This window comes from Pseudocitrobacter vendiensis (assembly GCF_943590815.1).
Taxonomy (GTDB): domain Bacteria; phylum Pseudomonadota; class Gammaproteobacteria; order Enterobacterales; family Enterobacteriaceae; genus Pseudocitrobacter; species Pseudocitrobacter vendiensis.
The window spans coordinates 126442-148607 of sequence record NZ_CALSBS010000005.1 but is presented as its reverse complement, the minus strand read 5'-3'; the positions used below and the strand labels follow the sequence as shown (position 1 = coordinate 148607).

Here is a 22166-nt window from a genome sequence, read left to right as displayed (position 1 = left end):
CTTATGCTAAATGTTTGATCAGCACATCCACCGTCAGATGGTTGATGTACTCAAAGGAGTGGGAGGCGAGCAAGCCCAGCAGGCGATTGTGGTGCCCGGCGATGACCAGATCGATACGGCGATCGCGGATACAGGATTCGACATCCTCAAAGTGACGGGTCGTGACCAGTTCCAGCGTTTGTACCGGTAGCGAAACGGATTCCGCCAGCTCGCTCAACAGGGCTTTGGCCTGAATGACTTCCTGCGAAACCACATCATCCATCAGGCTGTCGGAGACATAATTGAGGGCGCGATAATCGGTGCTGATGTGCGCGATGGTTATCGTCATCGCGTTCTCCTGCGCCATTTTTGCGGCGTGATCAAGCAGGGGAATGCCATCAAGACTGCTGTTGATCAGCACCAGAGCATGGTTGTAAACAGGCATAAAAAAACCTCGTCAGGTTGCGAGGTATGCGCGGGTCTTCGAACGACAGACGGCCTGACATACCTCCATGTTAAGAGGGTATACCAGGCGTCATCAGCCCCAGCAGGGCGGTTGGGAAAGGTGGAACGCCATCACCTTTGTGAATGATTGTGGGCCGATGCCAGGGGGAATGCAAATGGTTTGTGCAGCTTGCCGCCAATGATTAGCGAGTATCGAAACGATCTCTTAAAACTGCTGAAGCTTCATGCCTGATAGATTTGCTCAATCCTCTTATCTCGGGCTTTAAGACTGGCAAGGATGTTACTCACTAAACAACCGCGAAAATATACTCACTTACGAATAATGGAGTTTAAAGAACGCATGAGTTTCTTAGATGTCTTGCTAGCCACGTTAAGCACCTTATCAAGGTTGTTTCAATATTTGCTATCTTACACTAACAACAAATGTAGTCAGGGGGGGTATTGATTTTTATTTTTGAACGTTTCAATAATCTTTCTTAGTTTAGAAGCATTATTATTCAATGGTTAAAAAAAACAGTGTAGTCTGAATGGTAAATTAAATTTGTGTGATCTGTCTTAGCAGGAGACTATCTGATTTTTCTTTTATTGGATGACTACCTGACATCACAATTACTTATTAAGATTTCTTTATTAGAGCCTCTAATTAAGAGGCCCTAAAAGAGTTTTTATTAGAAGCCAACACCAACACCAACAGAAGCACCCATATTAGAAGCAGTATCAGCAGAGAAACTGACTTTACCTACAACGTGATCATTAAAGTTAACGCTACCACCAACAGCTAAAGCGCTTTCACTTTCGTAAGTGGCAGCACCAGCACTAAACATGAATTGCTGATTGGCTTGTACTTGAGGTAAGCCAGCCATTGCCATAGCACCAGAGATACCTGCGTTTGCTTGCTTCTTGTTATTATCAACCTCATCTTTGAGTGAAGAATATTTGTTATTAGTGGCATTAAGTTTATTAAGTGCCTGGTGAACAGCTTTCAAATCAGCAGCGTTATTAGCTGTAGATGTGCTGTTACGTTTAACAATGCGTTGAGTGGCTTTGTCCTCCTGTATTTTAGTAACGGTGGTCGTGACGCCGTTCCTCCCGTCTAATCCGTTCTTACCATTACTACCGTTAACACCATCTTTACCTGCTTTCCCGTCTTTCCCATTCACGCCATTCTTACCGGCAGCGCCTGTAGCCCCGTTTTTACCGTCTATACCATCAACACCATTCCGGGGCTTGGGCTGATTCTCAAGCTGGCTAATGCGCGTTTCATGATTGGTAAACGCTGTATCATGAGCGTCTAAACGTGATTCATGTTGATGTAAAGCAGAGGTTTGCGCTGCATCATTTTTACGTTGCTCATCTGATACATCCTGAATCTGGTTTTGCAAGTCGTATCCCTGGCGTTGACGCATAGAGATTTCATCACTAATAGCAGAATAGTTAGAATTAGCTTGTTTATAAGCCTTATCTGCCGTGTCTTGTGCGTGTTGCGCTTCACCTTCTACGTGATATAGGGATGTAGCAGTTTGGGTATTATACGCATCCTGAGCGGTTTTATTGTCTTGAATTTGTTTGAAAGCCCCGTTGCTATTGATAACCAAAGAATCAATTGCAGCATCTTGTTGCTGATCGTAACTTGTCGCAGCAGCGTTAACAGAAGATACAGAAAAAGCAGTTGTAATGATAAAAGCAAGAATTGAAGTTTTCATTTTTAACAAGTCTATTAAGTGTTGAGGTTTTAAAATTAACGGTTTGTTCCACCTCCATGTGGCGAATAAATTACTAACTACAAATGTAGTTATAATGATTTTTAGAATGATACGGTCAAGGCATACAAAAATGCTCAACTGTTTTTTACGATCAGAGTTTATTTAATGGGGTTTTACTCGCCGTCACCCTTAACAACATTTAAACCGCCGTTAATTTTCGAATGAGGCTTACCCCATGACGCAGACATAAAACCGTTTGCATCCAGATAGACACCAACGATATAACCTTGTCCCGTAATTTCGTAGAAGGTAGCGTTCTTACGCTTAATCTTTGCGGGTTCATCGTTAATCATGGCTTTGGTATAACCATTGCCGATCTTCACGCTAAGCGGTTTATCCTTCCCCTTAACGTAATCATTGCCTACCAACTTAATAGCGTGAAGGGGATCAGCCACACCAGGCGCAGCCTGTTGTTCTACCTGTGAAGATTGAGCAGTCTTAGCACCTGTTTCATGATGTGGCATAGCGATAGCGCAGCCAGAAAGCAGAGCAGCAGAAACAAGAACAGCAATAATAGCATTTTTCATTTTACCTTTACCCTTTATTTAAAGAGGCTTCATGAGCCTTAATGATTTTGTAAAACCCTATATGTTGTGCCACCAACCAAATATGCGATGATTGGTAACACAACGAGAACAATACATAACGCTACACGTTCCATAACACCCTTTATACATTTTGAAAAAAGCCCTCTGTAGAGTGTAAGGGCGCTTGAACAACAATATGGGCTAGATATCATCACGGCATGATGAATCTTTAACAAACTGATAACTTATTTCGAATTGTAAATTAAGTTTACGCAGATGATTACTTACCGGTTGTAATTAGTCAACGGTCACATAGTGAGAATATTTCAATTGCTTTCTAAGAAAAACCCTATTAAAGAAAATCTTATTTCATCATATTGAGCAATACAGTAATGATAATTGTTATCGTGAAAGTGGACTAAAACGCCGGTTCTCATTACTGTTTTTTATTTTCCTAACAAATCATAAGTTTAGGTATTCGATTAAACTCTCTACAGCCCTGAGTAATTCGGGATCTTTAAATGTTATGGTGTCAGGCGTCATGCTGAAAGATTTACATTACTTATTAGTATCAGAAGTGTTCAGATATTTAATAGCGATAGGTAAAGTAACGTTTGCTTCCAAATTTTCCTTTAAGTCTTTATTTGCATAATTATATTTAATGCCCTGGTGAGTATTCTGGATTGTATATTTCAATGTGTGGCTAACCGTTAAAGTGTTAATAAATGATTTTAACTCGGTTTATACAGGGGTGTTATTAGTGAAATAGAAAGGTATACTGATTTTTGTGATGTTTCTTACAGCGCGCGCATGGGGGTTTCTCAATCAAAACAAATAGTTGTAATTTCGTGTTTAATGGGGTTATTAGCGCTGTAATTTTTAACTTTAACGCTGCTGTGTGTATGATTGAGAACAGCGAATTTATTCATTTTCGGCAATCCCGTTAAGTTGGTGTATGTGCATAGCAAGAATGGCGATAGTTGTATGCAAAAGTGGATAAATATTTCTACTAACTTTTTAGACTATATGGCATTGCTACATGTGAGTTAGTTCCTGCGATGGGAAACAGTAAATCTTCGGGCACTGGACGCATAAATAAATATAAATACCACTGCGCCTTTGCGCAGTTTTTTTCCTTTTTCACGTCACTGTGCCTCAGGAATATCATCACTTACGCCACAATTACATGGCGAAAATGATCAGGGCTAAAGCCAGGATAACTTTTTCATTCGTTCCTGCCATGCGTGAAGTAGCAATGATCGAAGGCATAGGATTTTCTCGTCAAATCCGGTACTTACCTACGCTCTATAATCCTGATAAAATAAATTAAAATATCTTTTGTAATGCCAGTGCAGGGAAGTCAGAGACCGTCAGGTCATTGCTTCTGGACGTTCTGGCAGGAGCAAACCATGCAAGCTGAGCCGCTTAGCCCTGCGCAAATCGCGCATTCGTTACATCTTTTTCGTCATCACGCCCCCCTTGTTCACTGTATGACAAACGACGTCGTGCAGACCTTCACTGCCAACGTACTGCTTGCGCTCGGCGCATCTCCGGCGATGGTGATTGATGCGCAGGAAGCTGCGCAATTCTCTGCCATTGCTGATGCGTTATTGATAAACGTTGGCACGTTAACGCAGCCGCGCGCGCAGGCGATGAAAGCCGCTGCGTTGAGTGCGAACGCGGCGGGTAAACCCTGGACTCTCGACCCTGTCGCCGTGGGGGCGTTAACGCTGCGCACGGAATTTTGCCACGATCTGTTGACCTTAAAACCTGCCGCCATTCGGGGGAATGCCTCCGAAATTATGGCGCTGGCCGGAATGAGCGCGGGCGGGCGCGGTGTGGACACCACCGATACTGCCGCCGCCGCGTTACCTGCGGCACAGGCTCTGGCGCGTCAGAAAAATACCCTCGTGGTGGTGACGGGCGAAGTGGATTACATCACCGATGGACAACGCGTTGTCGCGGTAACGGGCGGCGACCCGTTGATGACCCGCGTAGTGGGGACGGGCTGTGCATTGTCTGCGGTCGTCGCGGCAAGCTGTGCGCTACCGGGCGACAGGCTGGATAACGTTGCCTCTGCCTGCGCCTTGATGAAACTGGCCGGTAGTCGTGCGGCGGTCGATAACGGACCGGGCAGTTTTGTCCCGGCATTTTTAGATGCGCTATATGCACTGAATGGGGAGGCACTGGCATGAAACGGATTAACGCATTAACGATCGCGGGTACCGATCCAAGTGGTGGGGCAGGGATTCAGGCTGACCTGAAAACCTTCTCAGCATTGGGTGCATATGGCTGTTCGGTGATCACCGCGCTGGTGGCGCAAAACACCCATGGTGTGCAGTCCGTCTATCGTATTGAACCGGATTTTGTCGCCGCGCAGCTGGATTCCGTGTTTAACGATGTGCGCATCGACACGACCAAAATCGGTATGCTGGCAGAAACCGATATCGTTGAAGCCGTAGCGGAGCGATTACAGCGCCATCGGGTGGAAAATGTGGTGCTGGATACGGTCATGCTGGCCAAAAGCGGCGATGCGCTGCTATCGCCCGCGGCGGTTGAAACCCTGCGTCAACGTCTGCTGCCACAGGTCTCGTTAATTACGCCGAATCTGCCGGAAGCGGCGGCACTGCTGGATGCGCCGCATGCGCGTAATGAGCGTGAAATGCTGGAACAGGGGCGCGCGCTGCTGGCGATGGGGTGTGGCGCAGTGCTTATGAAGGGCGGTCACCTGGATGATACGGAAAGCCCCGACTGGCTGTTCACCCGCGACGGCGAGCAGCGTTTTACCGCGCCGCGCGTCATGACCAAAAACACCCACGGAACCGGTTGTACATTATCAGCCGCGCTGGCGGCACTGCGCCCACGCCATAGCAACTGGGGCGACACGGTGCAGGAAGCGAAAACCTGGCTTTCTGCCGCGCTGGCCCAGGCCGATACGCTGGAAGTTGGTAGTGGTATTGGCCCGGTGCACCATTTTCACGCCTGGTGGTAATAGCACATTGAAAAGCCCGTATTTGGACGGATAGCAAATGCAAAATTGCCTGATGGCGATACACTTATCAGGCCTACAGAGTGTGCACAATGCATTGAATTTACAATGTTTTGTAGGCCGGATAAGGCGTTTGCGCCGCATCCGGCAAATACCCGCACGACACCACCAAAACGCGCTTGATGAATGCCTGATTAATGGCGCACCAGCGTGGCGAAGTAATACACCAGCGGTACCGCCAGAATCCACAAGCCGAGAGGTATTTCACGCCATTTCCCGGCAATGGTTTTAATCATCACATAGAACAGCAACCCACCTGCGATACCTGTCCCGAAGCTATTAGCGATAAGCGTAATCATCACCATCATCAGTACCGGTAAGCCGTCAGTGAAATTCGCCAAATCCACCTTGCGCAGGCCGCTAAACATATTCAGGCCAATCAGGATCAACGCCGGGGCAGTGGCTTCTTTGGGGATCATCAGCGCAACGGGGGTGAACAGCAGCATCAGCAAGAACATGATGGCGGCGGCAAGCGCAGTCATGCCGGTTTTACCGCCTGCTTCCGCCGAGGCTGAGGACTCAATCAGCGCCGTTGCGGCCGGAATGCCGACCCAGGGGCCCAGCGCGGCAGCGATGGAGTCAACCATAAACGGGCGGTTGATGTGCGGCATGTTACCTTCTTCATCCAGCAGTCCCGCTTCACCGCCGACGGCAAGCGTGGTGCCCATGGTTGAGAAAAACTCCGAGGCGAAAAAGACAAACAGATAAGGCAGGAAAGCGATATTCAGTGCACCGATGATATCCACTTGTGCAAAGACCGGTGTTAATGAATGGGGCAGGGCGATAAAGCTTGATGGCAGGTGCGTGACGCCCGCCGGGATACCCACCAGCGTCGCACACAGAATCGCCCACAGGATAGCACCAGGAATACGACGTGCCTGCAGGGCAATTGCCAGAAACAGCCCGCACAGCGCCACCAGCGCACCCGGCGAAAGAAAATCGCCCAGCATCAACGCGTTGTTTTTGGCGCTTGCCAGCACCAACCCGGCATTACGAAAACCGAGCAGGGCAACAAAAATACCGATAGACGCCGTCAACCCCAGTTTGATGGATTGCGGCACCGAGCGGGTAACCACTTCACGCAGGCCAAAACGGGTGAGCAGGAAGAACAGCACGCCGGACCAGCAGGCAATTCCCAGCCCAATCGGCCAGCCAATTCCGGCGTTCCCGGCCAGCGATACGCCGACTAAGACCGAGCCGCCAATCCCCGGGCCAACTATAAACGGCAGATTGGCATAAAACGCCATCAGCAGCGTGCCGACAACAAACACCAAAATGGTGCCGGTGGTCGCCGCGCCTTTGTCCATCCCGCCCGCAGCCAGCAGTCCGGGGATCACCACCAGCAGATAAGCGGCGGCAAGAAACCCCGTGATACCCGCCAGACATTCGGTACGTGCAGAGCTTCCGCGAGCGCGTAGGGCAAAACAACGTTCCAGCCAGCTCTCAGAGGCAGGCGTATTGATTGAGTGGTCGGCCATTTAGTCGGCGCTCCTTTCCTGATGCGAAGAGTGAATAACGGGGTCAACAATCTGACGCGTTGCGCCATCGGTGAGCCCCAAATCCGTCAGATGTGGCCCGGCGTTACAGGCCAGGCAGGTGCCCTCAATGGCCTTAAATACCCGATACGGCGGCTGCCAGTCGGCAATGTCACCGCTACGCTCGCGCAGATCTCGGAATGCGGCCGCCAGGTCAGGGGCCGGTAGATCGGAGAGCATCCCGGCAATCGGCATCGCCACGTGGGCAACTAACTCGCCATGCTGCACCAGTGCCATCCCGCCGCCGCTGGCAATCAGGGTATTGGCTGCCAGCGCCATTTCTTGCGGGCAGCGTCCCAGCACCACCAGATTATGTGAATCGTGAGAGTAGCTGGTGGCGATAGCCCCCTGAAGTTCGCCCCAGCCTTCCAGCAGGGCGATTTGCGGTTTTGCCTCATGACGGCCATGGCGATGCTGAACCCAAATCAGGCTGAACCCGGTTGGGAGCACGACGCGGCCCTCGCGGATTTGCACATCAACTTCACCCCATTCGGTAAAACGTGCGCCGCGAATATGTTTCAGCCGCGCGTCGCCATGTTCAACGTCGGCGATGCGCAGGGCAAAATCGTCCGCGCTGAGCGGCGCAAGATGCATGGTATCTGGCAATGCGGGGTGACTCGCCGGCGACAGCGGCTCAATCATTGCACCATCGCGGGCAAGCAGTTTCCCGCCGACGTAGACCTGGCGTGGTCGAATCGTTTGCAGGGAATCCAGCACCACCAAATCCGCGCGGCGACCAGCAGCAATCAACCCTAAATCATCGCGCTTAAGCCGCAAAGCACCGTTGAACGTCGCGAAACGCAGCGCATCGACGGCGGGTAAACCGTGCTCAATCAACAGATTCAGCAGCGCCACGATACCGCCTTTTTCCAGCAGCATATCCGGGGGCACATCATCGGTGCAGAGAGTAATCTGCGAGGAGAGATGCGGGAGCGTCTTCAGCGCCGCCACGATATCCGGCAGCAGATAAGGATGCGAACCCCGGATTTCCAGCGTGAGACCGGCACGCAGTTTTTCCAGCGCATCGTCGGCGGAGGTGAGTTCATGATCCGACGTCACGCCCGCTGCGAGGTAAGCCTGTAACCCGGCCCCGTTCAACCCGCGTGCGTGGCCTTCAATTAGCTTTCCGCTCTGTAAGCCACAGCTAAGGATCTCCTGCATCCGCGTGCTGCCATTCAGCACGCCATGCATATCCATCACTTCCGCGACACCACGTACTTCCGGCCAGTTGAGCATGGTTTCCATCTCCGCGCCGGCGAAATCGGCTCCTGACATCTCCAGCCCTGGCGTGGAAGGGACGCTGGACGGTGCGGCGATCATCACCTGCAAAGGAAGATTGCGGCTGGCATCAATGGCAAAACGCACGCCTTCCACGCCCAGCACGTTTGCCAGCTCATGAGGGTCCCAGAAGACTGCCGTAGTGCCCTGCGCCAGCACGATTTCCGCATAACGAGCGGGAAGAAGATGTGAACTTTCCAGGTGTACGTGGGTGTCGATAAAACCCGGTGAGAGGTAAGCGCCTGCCAGCGAGTGCGTCTCGGCGGCGTCGCTTCGGCTACCGCGCGGATGCACGCTGGCAATCATGTCACCGACGATACCCACATCCGCTTCGCGAATTTCGCCGGTGACCATATCCACAATGCGGGTATCGGTAAGCAGGAGATCGAAAGGCGCGTCGCCTTTTGCGGCGTCTATCGCCCGGCGGCGAGGGGAGGCAGTAGTACACATAAATATCGTCCGGTCATTCAATATGGGCGCTACTTTACGAAGTGTGGAAGATGATGGCAAACGTTTGCCTCGCTGAAAAAATTTATCACCTGATAAGAAAAGGTTATTCTGCGACAAACGAACAATGCGAAACCTATCATGACTGAACCCTGGCAACGGCTTCCCGCACTCTCTTTAAAGCAGCTTCAATATTTTGTTACCCTGGCCCAATTGCGTCACTTCACTGACACCGCCAGTAAGCTCGCGATAAGTCAGCCGGCATTGAGCAGCGCGCTGCGGCAGATTGAAACGGTGCTGGGCGGTAAGCTGGTGAACCGGACCGCCGCCGCCGTGACGCTGACGGAGTTGGGCGTTGCCATTCTTCCTCATGCCGAGCGGGTACTGAACGTCGCTCAGCAGGCGTTCAGCGATATGCGGAAAATTGTCGAATCCGGGGGGGACGGCACTCTGCGTATTGGCCTTGTGCCGTCGGTCAGTTCGCTGTTGTTCCCGACCGTGGCTGAACGGCTGGCGCAGGCTTTTCCCCGGATGAAGGTGGAGTTTCACGATCTCACTAACGATGCGTTGGCAACGCAGATAGTGAACGGGCAACTGGATTTCGGCATTGGCGCGCTGGACAGTTCTGTCTCTCCGGCATTGCAGGTTTTCCCGGTGCTGGAGGACCCCTTTGTCGCTGTATTGCATACCGACGATCCCCTTGCTCAATCGGCACATCTCCCATGGCAGCAGCTTGCTGGCCGCGATGTGGCCGTCTTTTCCAAAGGCAATGTTCAGCGGCTGGTAGGGGCGCTGGACGAGAGTCAGCGTCTCAAGCTACATATTCGCTATCACGTTGATTACATTGAAACCCTGTACGGCCTGGTGCGCTCCCGGCTGGCGGCGGCCATTTTGCCGCAGCTTTATACCGCGCATCTCTGCGATCCACAGCTAAAAGTGTTGCAGCTTCAGCAGCCGGAACTCACGCGTACCGTCGCGTTGTTGCGCAACGCAGCACCGTTGCCGCCGCAGGTCGAGCAGGCCTTTACATTATTACAGCAAGCTGTGCGGAATGAATGAACACCATTTCCGCGTCGGGAGTAGTCTTCCGGCGTAGCGCCACCTATACTGGCTCGGGGCCCATTGCAGGGAAAGATAAATGGAACAAGCACATACACGTCTGATTGCGCAAATTACTGAGCGTATTGCTGCGGCAGATAACACGCCGCTGTACCTGAAGTTCGCAGAAACAGTGAAAAATGCCGTATGCAGCGGAATACTCGAGCATGGCAATATTCTGCCGGGCGAACGTGACCTGAGCCAGTTAACGGGCGTGTCGCGTATAACGGTGCGTAAAGCGATGCAAACGCTGGAAGATGAAGGCGTGGTCACGCGCGCGCGGGGTTATGGCACGCAAATTAATAATATTTTCGAATATTCCCTGAAGGAAGCGCGCGGATTTTCCCAACAGGTTGTGCTGCGGGGGAAAAAGCCGGATACCTTATGGGTGAACAAGCGTATTGTGCCTTGCCCGGAAGAGGTGGCTTCACAGCTGGCTGTTGCGCCGGCAAGCGACGTTTTTTTGCTTAAACGTATTCGGTATGTGGATGAAGAAGCCGTATCCATTGAAGAGTCCTGGGTTCCCGTCCAGTTGATTCATGATGTGGATGAGATAGGCGTTTCTCTGTACGACTATTTTCGCAGTCAGCATATCTTTCCACAGCGCACACGCTCAAGAGTCAGCGCGCGGATGCCGGATGCCGAATTTCAGTCGCATATCAAAATGGATGAAAAAATCCCGGTGTTGGTTATCAAACAGGTTGCGCTTGACCAGCAGCAGCGGCCGATTGAGTACAGCATCAGCCACTGCCGCAGTGATTTATATGTTTTTGTGTGTGAGGAGTAGTTCTTCGCGCGTTGGGCTGCAATCGCCGCCCCGGTGACCGACCACCCAGGACGCCACCGCGTTTCCGAGCAACACGGATTCGCCGAGCGTCCAGCCAGAAGCAAGACCCGCCAACGTGCCGCCCGCGTGGCTGTCGCCCGCGCCGATAGTGTCAACAACCGTCACAGGAAACGGTGCTGCCAGCCCCTGTTCCTCCTGGCTGAAGTACCATGCTCCCTCTTTATCATGTCGCACGATAAGCGGCGTGCCAAACGTCGCAAGCCATGCGTGACCGAACTGCCGGGTTTCCGTTGGTAAATTAAAGCGTGTGGCGGCGATTTCGGCTTCCTGGCGATTAAGCGAAATAACCGGCTTGCAGGCAATAATGCGAGCCATCAGTGCATCGGGAATATCGGCAATGCGTGGGCCAAAATCGATAAATGGCGTGACGTCTCGCAGACTTTCAAGCCAGTTAACAAGCAACTCCCCGCACGGTGACGCAAGCTGATAACCTGAAAGCGACACCAGGCTTTGTGGTGCAACTGACAACTGCGCCAGCCAGTCGTGAGTCCACTGATTTTCAACGCCGCTGAACGACATAAACGTGCGCTCGCCATCTGGCTCAACCAGCGCCAGACACCAGCCGTTATCGCCCTGAACACCGTCAATGCAACTGACAAGCCCCTCGCGGGCCAGACTATTGCGGATGATCTCAGCCCAGACACCCTGGCCGACGGGCAACGCATTATTTGCCTGCATTCCCAGACGTTTCAGCGCCACCGCAATATTCAGCGCACAACCGCCAATATTGACCCCTTGCTGGTGCAGCTCGATATCGCAGCCGCGCCAGGGAAGGGCATAAGCATCGGCAATCACGTCGATCACCGCCGCGCCGACAACCGTGATCGGCCGTTGGTTGCCTAAGGTGGCTAAACGTGACGCGAATTTCATAATGCCTCCCGTTGCTCGCGATACTGCGCCAGCGCGGTTGCATAGCGGTTAAAGTCGAGTTGGTTGACGTCATCAAGTTGCTGTTTTAGTGATGGGTCAATAGCGGAAATGCCGCCCAGTGCGCCGCAAATCGCGGTTGCCATCGCCCCGATCGTATCCGTATCACCCCCGAGGTTGGCGCATAAAATGGCACAACGGTTAGGGCAGCCCTGCGCCAGTTCAACCATTGCGATGGCGCACGGAACGGATTCAATCGTGCTGGTTCCCGCGCCGACCACCTGGTAAAGCTGCTCGCTGGCGGATTCCGTACCCTTAGCCGTGCGGACAATATTTAAGGCCAGTTCCAGACGCGCGGCGAGGGAGGCGCTAAAGGTGGTCACGCGTTTTTCTTGCGCGTGGCGAGCCACTGAAGGCAGCGAATCGACAATGGTCTGCCAGCTATCGCCGTCGATGGCGCGTGAGACGGCCCAGGCCACCACCACCGCACCGGCGACCGCAAGATCGGACTTATGCGTTGGGCTGGAAGCAAGCGCCACATCATCAATAAACTCATCGAGATTGCCCGTGGGCAGTAAGCAACCCAGCGGCGAAACGCGCATTGCCGCGCCGTTGGTGACGCCGTTGTTTTCCAGTTCGCTAACAGGCTTACCCTCACGAATCGCGTTAAGCGCAATTTTGGAGGTTGGGCCCAGCACGTTTTTGTTGAACGCGTCGAAGCCCTCCGCCCAGGCCAGAATATTACGGCCAATAAGATCCGGGTCGATCTTCCCCTGACGCTCAAGAATGGCATCGGCGAGGCACAGCGCCATCGACGTATCATCCGTGAATTCCGCGCGATTAAAGTAGCAGGCCGCATTGTTCTCGGCGGGTCCCGGCAGGAAACGGTCAATCCAGCCAAAATGCGCCTTCACGCGTGAGCGAGGCCAAAGCTCTGAAGGCATTCCCATCGCATCGCCCAATGCCTGGCCGTACAGCGCGCCAAGAATACGTTCTGTTTTCATTTCACTTCCCCTTGTGTCAGTGCAGTGTCGCGTGGGTCGTTTTGCACCTTAATGGTGGTGATCTCTTTGTCCGACTCGCGAAAGAAAATCATAAACAGCACGGCGATAACGGCGATCATGATGGCGCCGAAGCCCCACATGCCCGCCCAGTTGAAGGTCAACCCATTCACCGGCTCTTTATAAGCAAACATTTTTTCCATCATCACGCCGCCCAGACGGTAGCCGAGCAGGCTGCCAAAACCCTGGCAGCAGAGAGTGATAAGCCCTTGCGCGGCAGTTCGCATGTGTACCGGCGCTTTTTTATCCACATAGATGTAGGCCGTCACGTAATAGAAATCGTAACTTACGCCGTGGAGCAAAATACCGAGGAACAGCAGGGCGTAAGTGAAGTATTGCTCTGCACCACCGTAGACGAAGAAACCATAGCGAATTGCTGCGGTGATAAGACCAAGTAATAATACCTTTTTAATGCCAAAACGTTTGGTGAAGAACGGCAACGCCAGCATAAAGAAGATTTCAGAGAACTGCCCCAGCGTCATCCAGCCGGTCGCATTTTGCATACCCACTTCGGTGAGATACCCATTGGCAAAGATGTAGTAGAACGCCAGCGGCATCGCGAACAGGAATGAACAGAAGAAAAAGACGAGGAAGTTTTTATCGCGCAGCAGGATCAGCGCATCCAGGCCCAGCATCACTTTGAGGTCCAGTTTTCCTGTACTTTTCGGTGGGGTATCCGGCAGCATGAAGGTGAAAATCCCCAGCAGCAGCGAGCTCCCCGCCGTGATCAACAGCGGAACGTTGGTCGGTGAAATATCGTTATAGCCCATCATTTGCGGCAGAAAACCGCACACCAGGCCGGAGGCTATCCAGCCAATGGTGCCCATGACGCGAATGCGCGGGAAGTCGCGCTCGACGTCCGGCACGTTGGCAAAGGCAATGCTGTTGGTGAGCGCAATGGTCGGCATATAGGTGAGCGAGTAGGCGAGCAGCAGCGGGAAAAACCCGGCAAACGTGGTTTGCTGTGCGGCAAAATACATCAACACCGCGCCAACGAACATCAGCACCGCGAGAACTTTCTGTGCGGAGAAAAAACGGTCCGTCAGCGAGCCGACCAGAATCGGCGAGAGGATCGCCGCAATGGCCGTACAGGCGTAAGACCAGCCAATTTCGCCTGCCGTGAATCCACTCTTATTCAGCCATAGCCACAGGGGAACAAACCACGCGCCCCAGATAAACCACTCAATGAACATCATGAACGACAGCTTTACTGTAGTTTTCATCTTTAAATCCTTCATGACAGGTAAGGTACGTAGAGACAATACCACCATGTAATACCTTTTAAATACCTTTAAGGTGAAACTTTGACCGGTGTAACACTTTGCCGTCCATGAATCGTGCCAGCAGATTGCGCTTAAAAGTGGCGAGAGAATGGAAAATTCCCGTATCCACGGCCAGACTTATTGCTGCCCAAAAATTCCGGGCAGGAAATTCACGCCGACACGACGTTGGCATTACGGGAGCATCGCTATGACTGATATTACGCAATTGCTTGGCAAAGACGCCGACAGCCTTTTACAGCATCGTTGTATGACTATTCCAGCCGATCAACTCTACCTACCGGGTCACGATTACGTTGACCGGGTAATGATGGATAACAACCGTCCGCCTGCTGTACTGCGAAACATGCAGACGCTTTATAATACCGGACGTCTGGCCGGAACCGGCTACTTATCGATTTTGCCCGTTGACCAGGGCGTGGAGCACTCTGCGGGGGCGTCGTTTGCCGCTAACCCGCTCTATTTTGATCCGAAAAATATCGTTGAGCTGGCGATTGAAGCGGGCTGTAACTGCGTGGCGTCAACCTATGGCGTGCTGGCTTCCGTCTCACGTCGTTACGCGCACCGCATTCCTTTCCTCGTTAAGCTGAATCACAACGAAACCCTGAGCTATCCCAACACCTTTGACCAGACGCTGTATGCCAGCGTCGAGCAGGCATTCAATCTGGGGGCGGTTGCCGTAGGCGCCACCATCTATTTCGGCTCCGAAGAGTCTCGTCGCCAGATTGAAGAGATTTCCGCGGCCTTTGAACGCGCGCACGAATTGGGTATGGTTACCGTTCTGTGGGCCTATCTGCGTAACCCGGCGTTCAAGAAAGATGGCGTGGATTACCACGTTTCCGCAGACCTGACCGGTCAGGCCAATCATCTGGCTGCGACCATCGGCGCGGATATTGTGAAGCAGAAAATGGCCGAGAATAACGGCGGCTATAAGGCGGTGAACTTTGGCTATACGGACGAGCGCGTCTACAGCAAACTCACCAGCGAGAACCCGATTGACCTGGTGCGCTACCAACTGGCGAACTGCTATATGGGCCGTGCCGGGTTGATTAACTCCGGCGGCGCGGCAGGCGGTGAAACCGACCTTTCCGACGCGGTGCGTACGGCGGTTATCAATAAACGCGCGGGCGGTATGGGCCTGATCCTGGGGCGTAAAGCATTTAAGAAATCAATGGCCGATGGCGTGCAGTTGATAAACGCGGTTCAGGATGTCTATCTGGATGGTAAAGTCACCATCGCATAATGACCTTTCCCGGTGAGTTTTTGCCTCGCCGGGTTTACCTTTTCTCGTAACGATCCCCCTCACATTTCTTCATCCTTTTGTGAAAACAGTCACGTCCTCTCGTGCTTATGCCCAAAAAACAGTCAATCGTTAGCGGGATTTGTCCGAGGCAGGCCTCATATTTTGTGCTTAGATTATCCAGTGAAACGCTTTTTCAATTACTTAAAACCGGCTTGCCGGGAAGTGTAAGTCACAGGGTTGTGGCATCCGCAATGCCCACTATTTTGTTGTACTAAGGACACATAATGAAAATTGAATCTGTAAACGTCACTGTTTTTCAATACCCTACACGTCGAGTTTCCGACAGCGCAGGCCATTCGCACCCGGGTGCAGAAAGCCTGGCAAAAATGGCGATGCTCACGATTACGGCTGATGACGGCACTCAGGGTTTTTCGTTTGCCCCGCCGGAAGTGGTACGCCCGTTTGTGGTGAATACCTTTTTCCGCAAGGTGCTGGTCGGGCAGGACCCGTTTAACCGCGAGCGTATCTGGCAGGATTTAGTGCACTGGCAGCGCGGGAGCGCACATCAACTGACCGAGCGCGCGCTGTCGTTTGTCGAGCAGGCTCTGTGGGATTTAATGGGCCGCAAACTCAACATGCCGGTGTATAAACTGCTGGGCGGCTTTCGTGACAAAGTTCCGGCCTACGGCAGCACCATGTGCGGAGACGATCTGAAAGGCGGGCTCTCCACGCCGGAAGAGTACGCAGCGTTTGCCGAAACGCTGGTGGCGCGCGGGTATAAGGCTATCAAACTGCACACCTGGATGCCGCCGGTTTCTTTTGCGCCGAACCCGAAAATGGATATCAAAGCCTGCGCCGCCGTGCGGGAAGCCGTCGGCCCGGACATCGACCTGATGATTGACGGCTACCACTGGTACAGCCGCACTGAAGCGCTGTGGATTGGTAAAGAACTGGAAAAACTCAACTTCGCCTGGTTTGAAGAGCCAATGGAAGAGGACAGCATGTCGTCTTATGCCTGGCTTGCGGAAAATCTTTCTATTCCGGTGATTGGCCCGGAAAGCTTTGGTGGGAAGCACCACAGCCGCGCCGACTGGGTAAAAGCCGGAGCCTGCGACATTCTGCGTGCGGGCGCTAACGGCGTCGGTGGCATCACGCCGACCATCAAAGTTGCGGCGCTGGCGGAATCCTTCGGCATGGATTGCGAAGTGCACGGCAACGGTGCGGCAAGCCTGGCGGTGGTGGGGGCGATTCGCAACTGTCGCTGGTACGAACGCGGCCTGCTGCATCCATTCCTGAATTACGATGAGCCCGCGGCTTACCTGAACTCGATTGTGGACCCTATGGACGCCGATGGTTTTGTGCATCTGCCGCAGGGGCCGGGTCTCGGGGAAGACATTAATTTTGCGTATATCGAAGCCAATACCGTCAGCCACGACTGACAGATAAAAATACTTCAACCCTACAAACGGTATACACAGATGAAAAAATCTTCCCTTGCGGGCGCGTGTTTACTCGCGCTGTCGCTGATGATGGGGAGCGGGGCGGCGCTGGCGAAAACGCCCCCCGATCAGCTCATCATTGGTATGAATATGAACAACCTGCTGACCCTCGACCCGGCGGCGATGACCGGGAACGAGGTGGTGGGTATTGTCGTTAACCTTTACGACTCGCTGGTGGAGCTGGATGCCAATCAACTGACCAACGTGAAACCGGCGCTGGCGAAATCCTGGGATATCAGCCCGGACGGCAAAGTGCTGACGTTTCACCTGCGTGATGGCGTAACGTTCCACTCCGGCAACCCGCTTACGGCTGACGATGTGGTGTGGTCGATGCGCCGAATTTTGCACCTGAACCTTGCGCAGGCATCGGTGTGGAAATCCTATGGCTTCAGTAAGAAAAATATCGATAACCAGGTGAGCGCGCCCGATCCCTACACGGTGCAAATCACGCTGCCGAAGGCCAACGATCCGCAGCTGGTTATCTACTCCCTCGGCGCGCTGGGCAACCTGGGTGTGCTCGACAGCAAAACCGTACAGCAGCATGAAGCCAATAACGATTGGGGCAATCGCTGGCTGACCACCAACGAAGCCGGTTCCGGCCCCTTCATGCTGGAAACCTGGCAGGCGAAAGATGTGCTGCGCATGAAGCGCAACCCGCACTACTGGCGGGAAGAGGCCAAAATGAGCCGGGTGGTGCTGCGCCATTTTCAGGAGTCGCAAACCCTGCGTCTGATGATTGAAAAGGGCGATCTGGACGTCGCCAATAATATGGCCGTGTCTGATATCAATGCTCTACGTAAAGACCCTGACCTGACGGTGGAAGCGGTGCAGAAAGGCACGGTGTATTACGTGGCAATGAGCATGAAAGAGGCCCATTTTGCCAACCCGAAAGTGCGTGAAGCGGTACGCTATCTGATTGATTATCAGGGGATAAACAAAGCGCTTATGCCGGGATACGGTGTGCTGCACCAGCGTCCTATCAAAGCCGGTATGCCGTCAACGCTACCTGACCCTGGCTATCAGCTCGATATTCCACGGGCAAAAAAACTGCTGGCGGACGCCGATTATCCCAACGGATTTGACACCACGCTGCGCGTGCTGGCCGATCAGCCATTCCTCAATATTGCGATTGCCGTTCAGTCAACGCTGATGCAGGCTGGCATTAACGCCAAAATCATTACCGGCACCGGTAACCAGATTTATGGCGCGATGCGCGAACGCAAATTTGACCTGCTGGTGGGGCGCGGCGGCAGTGGGATGGAACCGCACCCGCACTCCAGCCTGCGTGCGCTGGTGTACAACCCGGACAACAGCGATGAAGCGCGGTTGACCAACTTTCAGGGCTGGCGCACCGGTTTTTACGACAAGCAACTGAACGAGATGATCGATACGGCGTTGCTTGAACGCGACCCGCAAAAACAGCAGGCCGACTATCAGGCAATCCAGACCCGTTATGACCAGCTCATCCCGGCGCTGCAACCGCTGTCGCAGATGGTGGATTCGGTGGTGGTGCGTAATGAAGTCAAAGATTTCCAGTCGCACCCCTCGGCCACCACGTTTTTGCGTGAAGTCTATAAAGTCAGCGAAGGAGATAAAGGATGAGTATGGTCATACTTGCGTCAGGCTCGCGCGCCCGGCGATTCTCTAAGCGATTGATGCAGGTCGCAATTACGCTATTCGGCCTGCTGTTACTCACGTTTTTCATCGGGCGCGTGATGCCCATCGACCCGGTGCTGGCGATTGTCGGACCCGATGCGGATCAAAGCACCTATCAGCAGGTTTATCAGCAACTGGGCTTTGATAAATCACTGGCGGCGCAGTTTGGTATCTATTTCAGCAACCTGCTGCACGGTGATTTAGGCAACGCATTGCTCACCGGCAAACCGGTGCTCGACGATATTATCCGCGTCTTCCCGGCCACCATGGAGCTGGCGACGATGGCGATCATTGTTGGCGCCGGGCTCGGCATTCCACTGGGCGTACTGGCGGCGGCGCGTCGTAACAGCGTTTCCGACTATGTGGTGAGAATTATCAGCCTGGCAGGCTACTCCACGCCTATCTTCTGGGTTGGGATGATGGGGCTGCTGGTGTTTTACGCGTGGCTCGGCTGGGTGGGCGGCGCAGGGCGCGTGGATTTAGGTCTGGACGGCCTCGTGCCGCGTCGTACCGGGTTAATGACCGTCGATGCGTTACTGACGGGCAACGGTACGGTGTTCTGGAATGCGATAAACCATCTGATCCTGCCTGCCGCGCTGCTCGGTTTCCATTCGCTGGCCTACATCAGCCGGATGACCCGCAGCTTTATGCTGGCGCAGTTATCGCAGGAATTTATTATCACCGCCCGCGTGAAGGGGTTAACCGAACGTCAGGTTATCTGGAATCACGCGTTTCGCAACATTCTGGTACAACTGCTGACGGTCGTCGCGCTGGCCTACGGCTCACTGCTGGAAGGCGCAGTGCTGATTGAAACCGTTTTCTCATGGCCGGGTTTTGGCTCCTATCTTACCGGCAGCCTGCTGCTGGGTGATATGAACGCGGTGATGGGCTGCGTGCTGGTGGTCGGGGTTATTTTCGTGATGCTCAACCTGCTTTCCGACATGCTTTATCAACTCTTTGATCCGAGGACAAAATCATGACCGTTTCTCTGGATACGCCGGTACGTGCAGGTGATGGTGAAGGTGCGGCGCGTATCAAACGTGCGCTACAGCGTACGAGCGGCTTTATCGGCAAGATGGCGCGGAACCCGCTGACCGCTATTGGCGGCGGGATTATTTTCCTGCTGCTGGTGGTAGCGATTTTTGCGCCGCTCATCGCGCCGTATAACCCGTTGGTGCAGGACCTCAATAACGCACTTATCGCGCCCAACGCGCAGCACTGGTTTGGTACCGATGAGTTTGGTCGCGATATTTTCAGCCGTCTGGTGTACGGCTCGCGCATCACGCTTTACATCGTACTGCTGGTGTCGGTTACCGTCGGCCCTCTGGGGCTGCTGCTCGGCGTTACCGCAGGTTATTTTGGTGGAAAGGTCGATATGGTGTTGATGCGCGTCACCGACATTTTTATCTCCTTCCCAAGCCTGGTGCTGGCACTGGCGTTTGTCGCTGCCTTAGGGCCAGGGCTGGAGCATGTGGTTATCGCGATAACGTTAACCGCCTGGCCGCCGATTGCGCGCCTGGCGCGTGCCGAAACACTCTCGCTACGTCAGGCTGATTTTATTTCGGCAGTCCGTTTGCAGGGCGCATCACCGGTACGCGTGCTGTGGCGACATATTGTGCCGCTGTGCCTGCCGTCGGTGATCATCCGTATCACCATGAATATGGCGGGGATCATCCTGACCGCCGCCGGGCTCGGCTTCCTCGGCCTTGGTGCGCAGCCGCCAGAGCCGGAATGGGGGGCGATGATTTCCAGCGGTCGCACCTACATGATGGAGTGCTGGTGGGTGGTGACAATCCCGGGGCTGGCGATTCTGATTAACAGTCTGGCATTCAATTTCTTAGGAGATGGCTTACGTGACATCCTCGATCCTCGCAGCATGTAATACGCCGTTGCTTGATGTGCGCGACCTGCACGTCGAGTTTGTTAACGGCCAGGCGGTGACCCACGCGGTGCGCGGTGTCTCCTTTCAACTGGGACGCGAAAAGCTGGCGATTGTTGGCGAATCAGGTTCGGGTAAATCGACCGTCGGGCGTGCGCTGTTGCATCTGCATCCGAAAAAATCCCGTATTACCTCCGCGCGGATGCAGTTCGGTGATATCGATTTGCAGCATGCCACGGAAGCGCAGATGCGCGGCATTCGTGGTAAGCGAATTTCGATGATCATGCAGGACCCGAAATATTCGCTCAACCCGGTGGTGTGCGTCGGCGATCAGATTGCTGAAGCATGGCTGACGCACCATCCCGGGCGTAAAGCGGAGGCGAAAGCCAAAGCGATGGAGATGCTGGAGGTGGTGCGTATTCGCCAGCCGGAGCGCGTTTACGCGCTCTATCCCCATGAAATTTCTGGTGGGCAAGGGCAGCGCGTCATGATCGCCATGATGCTGATAACCGACCCGGAACTGGTGATTGCCGATGAACCCACCTCGGCGCTGGATGTCTCGGTGCGCTTACAGGTGCTGGGTTTGCTTGACGATCTGGTGAAATCACGTGGGTTAGGGCTGATTTTTATCAGCCACGATATCAACCTGGTGCGCAGTTTTTGCGACCGCGTGCTGGTGATGTACGCCGGGCGGGTGGTGGAATCGATAGCCGCGAAAGATCTCGATAAGGCGCAGCATCCCTACACGCAGGGGTTGATCAACTCGCTGCCGGATATGCATCAGCGCCGCCCGGTACTGCCGGTGTTGCAGCGCCAGGCCAACTGGCTGACAGAATAAGGAACGCGTCATGATTGAAGTGAATAACCTGAATCTGGTGTTTGGCGAAGGTGAGAAGCGTAATCAGGTGCTGTATGACGTGAGTTTCCACGTTAAGCCGGGTGAGATTTACGGGCTGGTGGGGGAGTCGGGGTCGGGTAAAACCACGGTGCTGAAGTGCCTTGCCGGGCTGTTTACCCACTGGCAGGGCGCGCTGGCGATTAACGGCCAGCCGCTGGATCACAGCATCAGCCGGACGCGCTGTCGCCAGGTGCAAATGGTGTTTCAGGACCCCTACGGTTCGTTGCATCCGCGCCATACCATTGGCGATATTCTGGAGGAGCCGCTGCAAATCCACGGCATCGCCGATCGCGACCGACGAATCAACACGCTGCTGGATCGCGTGGGGTTAAACCGCGCCTTTCGCGATCGCTACCCGCATCAGCTCTCCGGCGGGCAGCGTCAACGCGTGGCGATTGCCCGCGCGTTGATTCTGGAGCCGCAGGTGTTGCTGCTTGATGAGCCGACGTCGGCGCTGGATGTGTCGGTGCAGGCGGAGATTTTAAACCTGCTGGCGGAGTTGCAGCAGGAGTCGGGGTTGACTTATCTGATGGTGACGCATGACCTCGGCGTCCTCGCCCACTTATGCCAGAAAGTGGCGGTGATGCAGTACGGTAAAATCCTCGAAACGCTCACCGTTGACGATTTGGTTGCCGGGAAAGCGCAAACGGATTATACGCGGATGCTGGTCAACGCCAGCCAGCAGTACACCCGCGAGATGGCGCGGGAAGTGGCAGCGTATTGAGCCATGCCGGGGGCGCTGCGCTTGCCCGGCCTGTGGGGGAGTCATTGTAGGCCGGATAAGGCGCAGCCGCA

The 22166-nt window shown here is 53.8% G+C and carries 19 protein-coding genes and 1 riboswitch; of the genes, 11 read left to right on the top strand and 8 right to left on the bottom strand.

Going from position 1 to position 22166, the window contains the following annotated elements; translation table 11 throughout:
* Position 1: 1 nt before the first annotated feature.
* The 3 genes from NMC31_RS08010 to NMC31_RS08000 form a co-directional block, all read right to left on the bottom strand.
* On the bottom strand, positions 2-424 hold the full coding sequence (locus NMC31_RS08010; protein WP_253897549.1) for a universal stress protein: 423 nt from the start codon (positions 422-424) through the stop codon (positions 2-4).
* Positions 425-501: 77 nt separating this feature from the next.
* Positions 502-569, bottom strand: a riboswitch (Fluoride riboswitch).
* Positions 570-1112: 543 nt separating this feature from the next.
* Positions 1113-2147 carry a YadA C-terminal domain-containing protein gene (locus NMC31_RS08005; protein WP_253897548.1) on the bottom strand — a complete coding sequence of 345 codons (1035 nt, stop codon included), beginning with the start codon at positions 2145-2147 and terminating at the stop codon, positions 1113-1115.
* A gap of 173 nt (positions 2148-2320) precedes the next feature.
* The gene (locus NMC31_RS08000; protein ID WP_253897547.1) at positions 2321-2734 is read right to left on the bottom strand and encodes a hypothetical protein; all 414 of its coding nucleotides are present in this window, start codon (positions 2732-2734) and stop codon (positions 2321-2323) included.
* 1409 nt (positions 2735-4143) lie between these two features.
* On the opposite strand from NMC31_RS08000, the gene thiM reads away from it, so the two are divergent.
* Together thiM and thiD are read left to right on the top strand one after the other, a co-directional pair.
* On the top strand, positions 4144-4929 hold the full coding sequence (gene thiM / locus NMC31_RS07995; RefSeq protein WP_253897546.1) for a hydroxyethylthiazole kinase: 786 nt from the start codon (positions 4144-4146) through the stop codon (positions 4927-4929).
* Complete coding sequence (gene thiD, locus NMC31_RS07990) at positions 4926-5726, top strand: bifunctional hydroxymethylpyrimidine kinase/phosphomethylpyrimidine kinase (RefSeq protein WP_253897545.1); 801 nt, start codon at positions 4926-4928, stop codon at positions 5724-5726. Before thiM ends, thiD begins: the two co-directional genes overlap by 4 nt.
* Positions 5727-5917: 191 nt before the next feature.
* Here the strand turns inward: thiD and NMC31_RS07985 are convergent, their stop codons facing one another.
* A complete protein-coding gene (locus NMC31_RS07985; protein WP_253897544.1) occupies positions 5918-7261 on the bottom strand; it encodes an NCS2 family permease in 1344 nt (447 codons plus the stop codon).
* The gene (locus NMC31_RS07980) at positions 7262-9046 is read right to left on the bottom strand and encodes an adenine deaminase (protein WP_253897543.1); all 1785 of its coding nucleotides are present in this window, start codon (positions 9044-9046) and stop codon (positions 7262-7264) included.
* Positions 9047-9184: 138 nt separating this feature from the next.
* On the opposite strand from NMC31_RS07980, the gene NMC31_RS07975 reads away from it, so the two are divergent.
* Positions 9185-10102, top strand: a complete 918-nt coding sequence (locus tag NMC31_RS07975) for a LysR family transcriptional regulator (RefSeq protein WP_253897542.1) — start codon at positions 9185-9187, stop codon at positions 10100-10102.
* A gap of 79 nt (positions 10103-10181) precedes the next feature.
* The gene (locus NMC31_RS07970) at positions 10182-10928 is read left to right on the top strand and encodes a GntR family transcriptional regulator (protein WP_253897541.1); all 747 of its coding nucleotides are present in this window, start codon (positions 10182-10184) and stop codon (positions 10926-10928) included.
* Here the strand turns inward: NMC31_RS07970 and NMC31_RS07965 are convergent.
* From NMC31_RS07965 to NMC31_RS07955, 3 genes are read right to left on the bottom strand one after another with little or no spacing between them, the layout of a single operon-like run.
* Complete coding sequence (locus NMC31_RS07965) at positions 10902-11858, bottom strand: PfkB family carbohydrate kinase (RefSeq protein WP_253897540.1); 957 nt, start codon at positions 11856-11858, stop codon at positions 10902-10904. The genes NMC31_RS07970 and NMC31_RS07965 overlap by 27 nt on opposite strands.
* Positions 11855-12859 (bottom strand): ADP-ribosylglycohydrolase family protein, encoded by a 1005-nt coding sequence (locus tag NMC31_RS07960; protein ID WP_149462410.1) that lies wholly within the window; start codon positions 12857-12859, stop codon positions 11855-11857. Before NMC31_RS07960 ends, NMC31_RS07965 begins: the two co-directional genes overlap by 4 nt.
* The gene (locus NMC31_RS07955) at positions 12856-14139 is read right to left on the bottom strand and encodes a nucleoside permease (protein WP_253897539.1); all 1284 of its coding nucleotides are present in this window, start codon (positions 14137-14139) and stop codon (positions 12856-12858) included. The genes NMC31_RS07960 and NMC31_RS07955 overlap by 4 nt, the downstream gene beginning before the upstream one ends.
* 247 nt (positions 14140-14386) lie before the next feature.
* On the opposite strand from NMC31_RS07955, the gene fbaB reads away from it, so the two are divergent.
* The 7 genes from fbaB (at position 14387) to NMC31_RS07920 (ending at position 22095) form a co-directional block, all read left to right on the top strand.
* Positions 14387-15439, top strand: a complete 1053-nt coding sequence (gene fbaB, locus NMC31_RS07950) for a class I fructose-bisphosphate aldolase (RefSeq protein ID WP_149462408.1) — start codon at positions 14387-14389, stop codon at positions 15437-15439.
* A gap of 284 nt (positions 15440-15723) precedes the next feature.
* A complete protein-coding gene (locus NMC31_RS07945; protein ID WP_253897538.1) occupies positions 15724-16878 on the top strand; it encodes a mandelate racemase family protein in 1155 nt (384 codons plus the stop codon).
* Between the two features lie 39 nt (positions 16879-16917).
* Positions 16918-18540, top strand: coding sequence for an ABC transporter substrate-binding protein (locus NMC31_RS07940; protein ID WP_253897537.1), 1623 nt, complete (start codon positions 16918-16920; stop codon positions 18538-18540).
* Complete coding sequence (locus NMC31_RS07935; RefSeq protein ID WP_253897536.1) at positions 18537-19574, top strand: ABC transporter permease; 1038 nt, start codon at positions 18537-18539, stop codon at positions 19572-19574. The genes NMC31_RS07940 and NMC31_RS07935 overlap by 4 nt, the downstream gene beginning before the upstream one ends.
* Entirely contained in the window at positions 19571-20476 is a 906-nt protein-coding gene (locus NMC31_RS07930; protein ID WP_149462404.1) for an ABC transporter permease, read from the top strand. The genes NMC31_RS07935 and NMC31_RS07930 overlap by 4 nt, the downstream gene beginning before the upstream one ends.
* Positions 20448-21311: an ABC transporter ATP-binding protein gene (locus NMC31_RS07925; protein WP_253897535.1), complete on the top strand. Its 864-nt coding sequence runs from the start codon at positions 20448-20450 to the stop codon at positions 21309-21311. Before NMC31_RS07930 ends, NMC31_RS07925 begins: the two co-directional genes overlap by 29 nt.
* 10 nt (positions 21312-21321) lie before the next feature.
* Complete coding sequence (locus tag NMC31_RS07920; protein ID WP_253897534.1) at positions 21322-22095, top strand: ABC transporter ATP-binding protein; 774 nt, start codon at positions 21322-21324, stop codon at positions 22093-22095.
* The last annotated feature ends 71 nt before the right edge of the window (positions 22096-22166 follow it).

Coding starts and splice junctions, on each gene's coding strand:
- NMC31_RS08010 (WP_253897549.1), bottom strand. CDS start 424: ATGCCTGTTTACAACCATGCTCTGGTGCTGATCAACAGCAGTCTTGAT.
- NMC31_RS07965 (WP_253897540.1), bottom strand. CDS start 11,858: ATGAAATTCGCGTCACGTTTAGCCACCTTAGGCAACCAACGGCCGATC.
- NMC31_RS07980 (WP_253897543.1), bottom strand. CDS start 9,046: ATGTGTACTACTGCCTCCCCTCGCCGCCGGGCGATAGACGCCGCAAAA.
- NMC31_RS07920 (WP_253897534.1), top strand. CDS start 21,322: ATGATTGAAGTGAATAACCTGAATCTGGTGTTTGGCGAAGGTGAGAAG.
- NMC31_RS07985 (WP_253897544.1), bottom strand. CDS start 7,261: ATGGCCGACCACTCAATCAATACGCCTGCCTCTGAGAGCTGGCTGGAA.
- fbaB (WP_149462408.1), top strand. CDS start 14,387: ATGACTGATATTACGCAATTGCTTGGCAAAGACGCCGACAGCCTTTTA.
- NMC31_RS07955 (WP_253897539.1), bottom strand. CDS start 14,139: ATGAAAACTACAGTAAAGCTGTCGTTCATGATGTTCATTGAGTGGTTT.
- NMC31_RS07945 (WP_253897538.1), top strand. CDS start 15,724: ATGAAAATTGAATCTGTAAACGTCACTGTTTTTCAATACCCTACACGT.
- NMC31_RS07940 (WP_253897537.1), top strand. CDS start 16,918: ATGAAAAAATCTTCCCTTGCGGGCGCGTGTTTACTCGCGCTGTCGCTG.
- NMC31_RS07935 (WP_253897536.1), top strand. CDS start 18,537: ATGAGTATGGTCATACTTGCGTCAGGCTCGCGCGCCCGGCGATTCTCT.
- NMC31_RS07930 (WP_149462404.1), top strand. CDS start 19,571: ATGACCGTTTCTCTGGATACGCCGGTACGTGCAGGTGATGGTGAAGGT.
- NMC31_RS08005 (WP_253897548.1), bottom strand. CDS start 2,147: ATGAAAACTTCAATTCTTGCTTTTATCATTACAACTGCTTTTTCTGTA.
- NMC31_RS08000 (WP_253897547.1), bottom strand. CDS start 2,734: ATGAAAAATGCTATTATTGCTGTTCTTGTTTCTGCTGCTCTGCTTTCT.
- NMC31_RS07970 (WP_253897541.1), top strand. CDS start 10,182: ATGGAACAAGCACATACACGTCTGATTGCGCAAATTACTGAGCGTATT.
- NMC31_RS07975 (WP_253897542.1), top strand. CDS start 9,185: ATGACTGAACCCTGGCAACGGCTTCCCGCACTCTCTTTAAAGCAGCTT.
- thiM (WP_253897546.1), top strand. CDS start 4,144: ATGCAAGCTGAGCCGCTTAGCCCTGCGCAAATCGCGCATTCGTTACAT.
- thiD (WP_253897545.1), top strand. CDS start 4,926: ATGAAACGGATTAACGCATTAACGATCGCGGGTACCGATCCAAGTGGT.
- NMC31_RS07960 (WP_149462410.1), bottom strand. CDS start 12,859: ATGAAAACAGAACGTATTCTTGGCGCGCTGTACGGCCAGGCATTGGGC.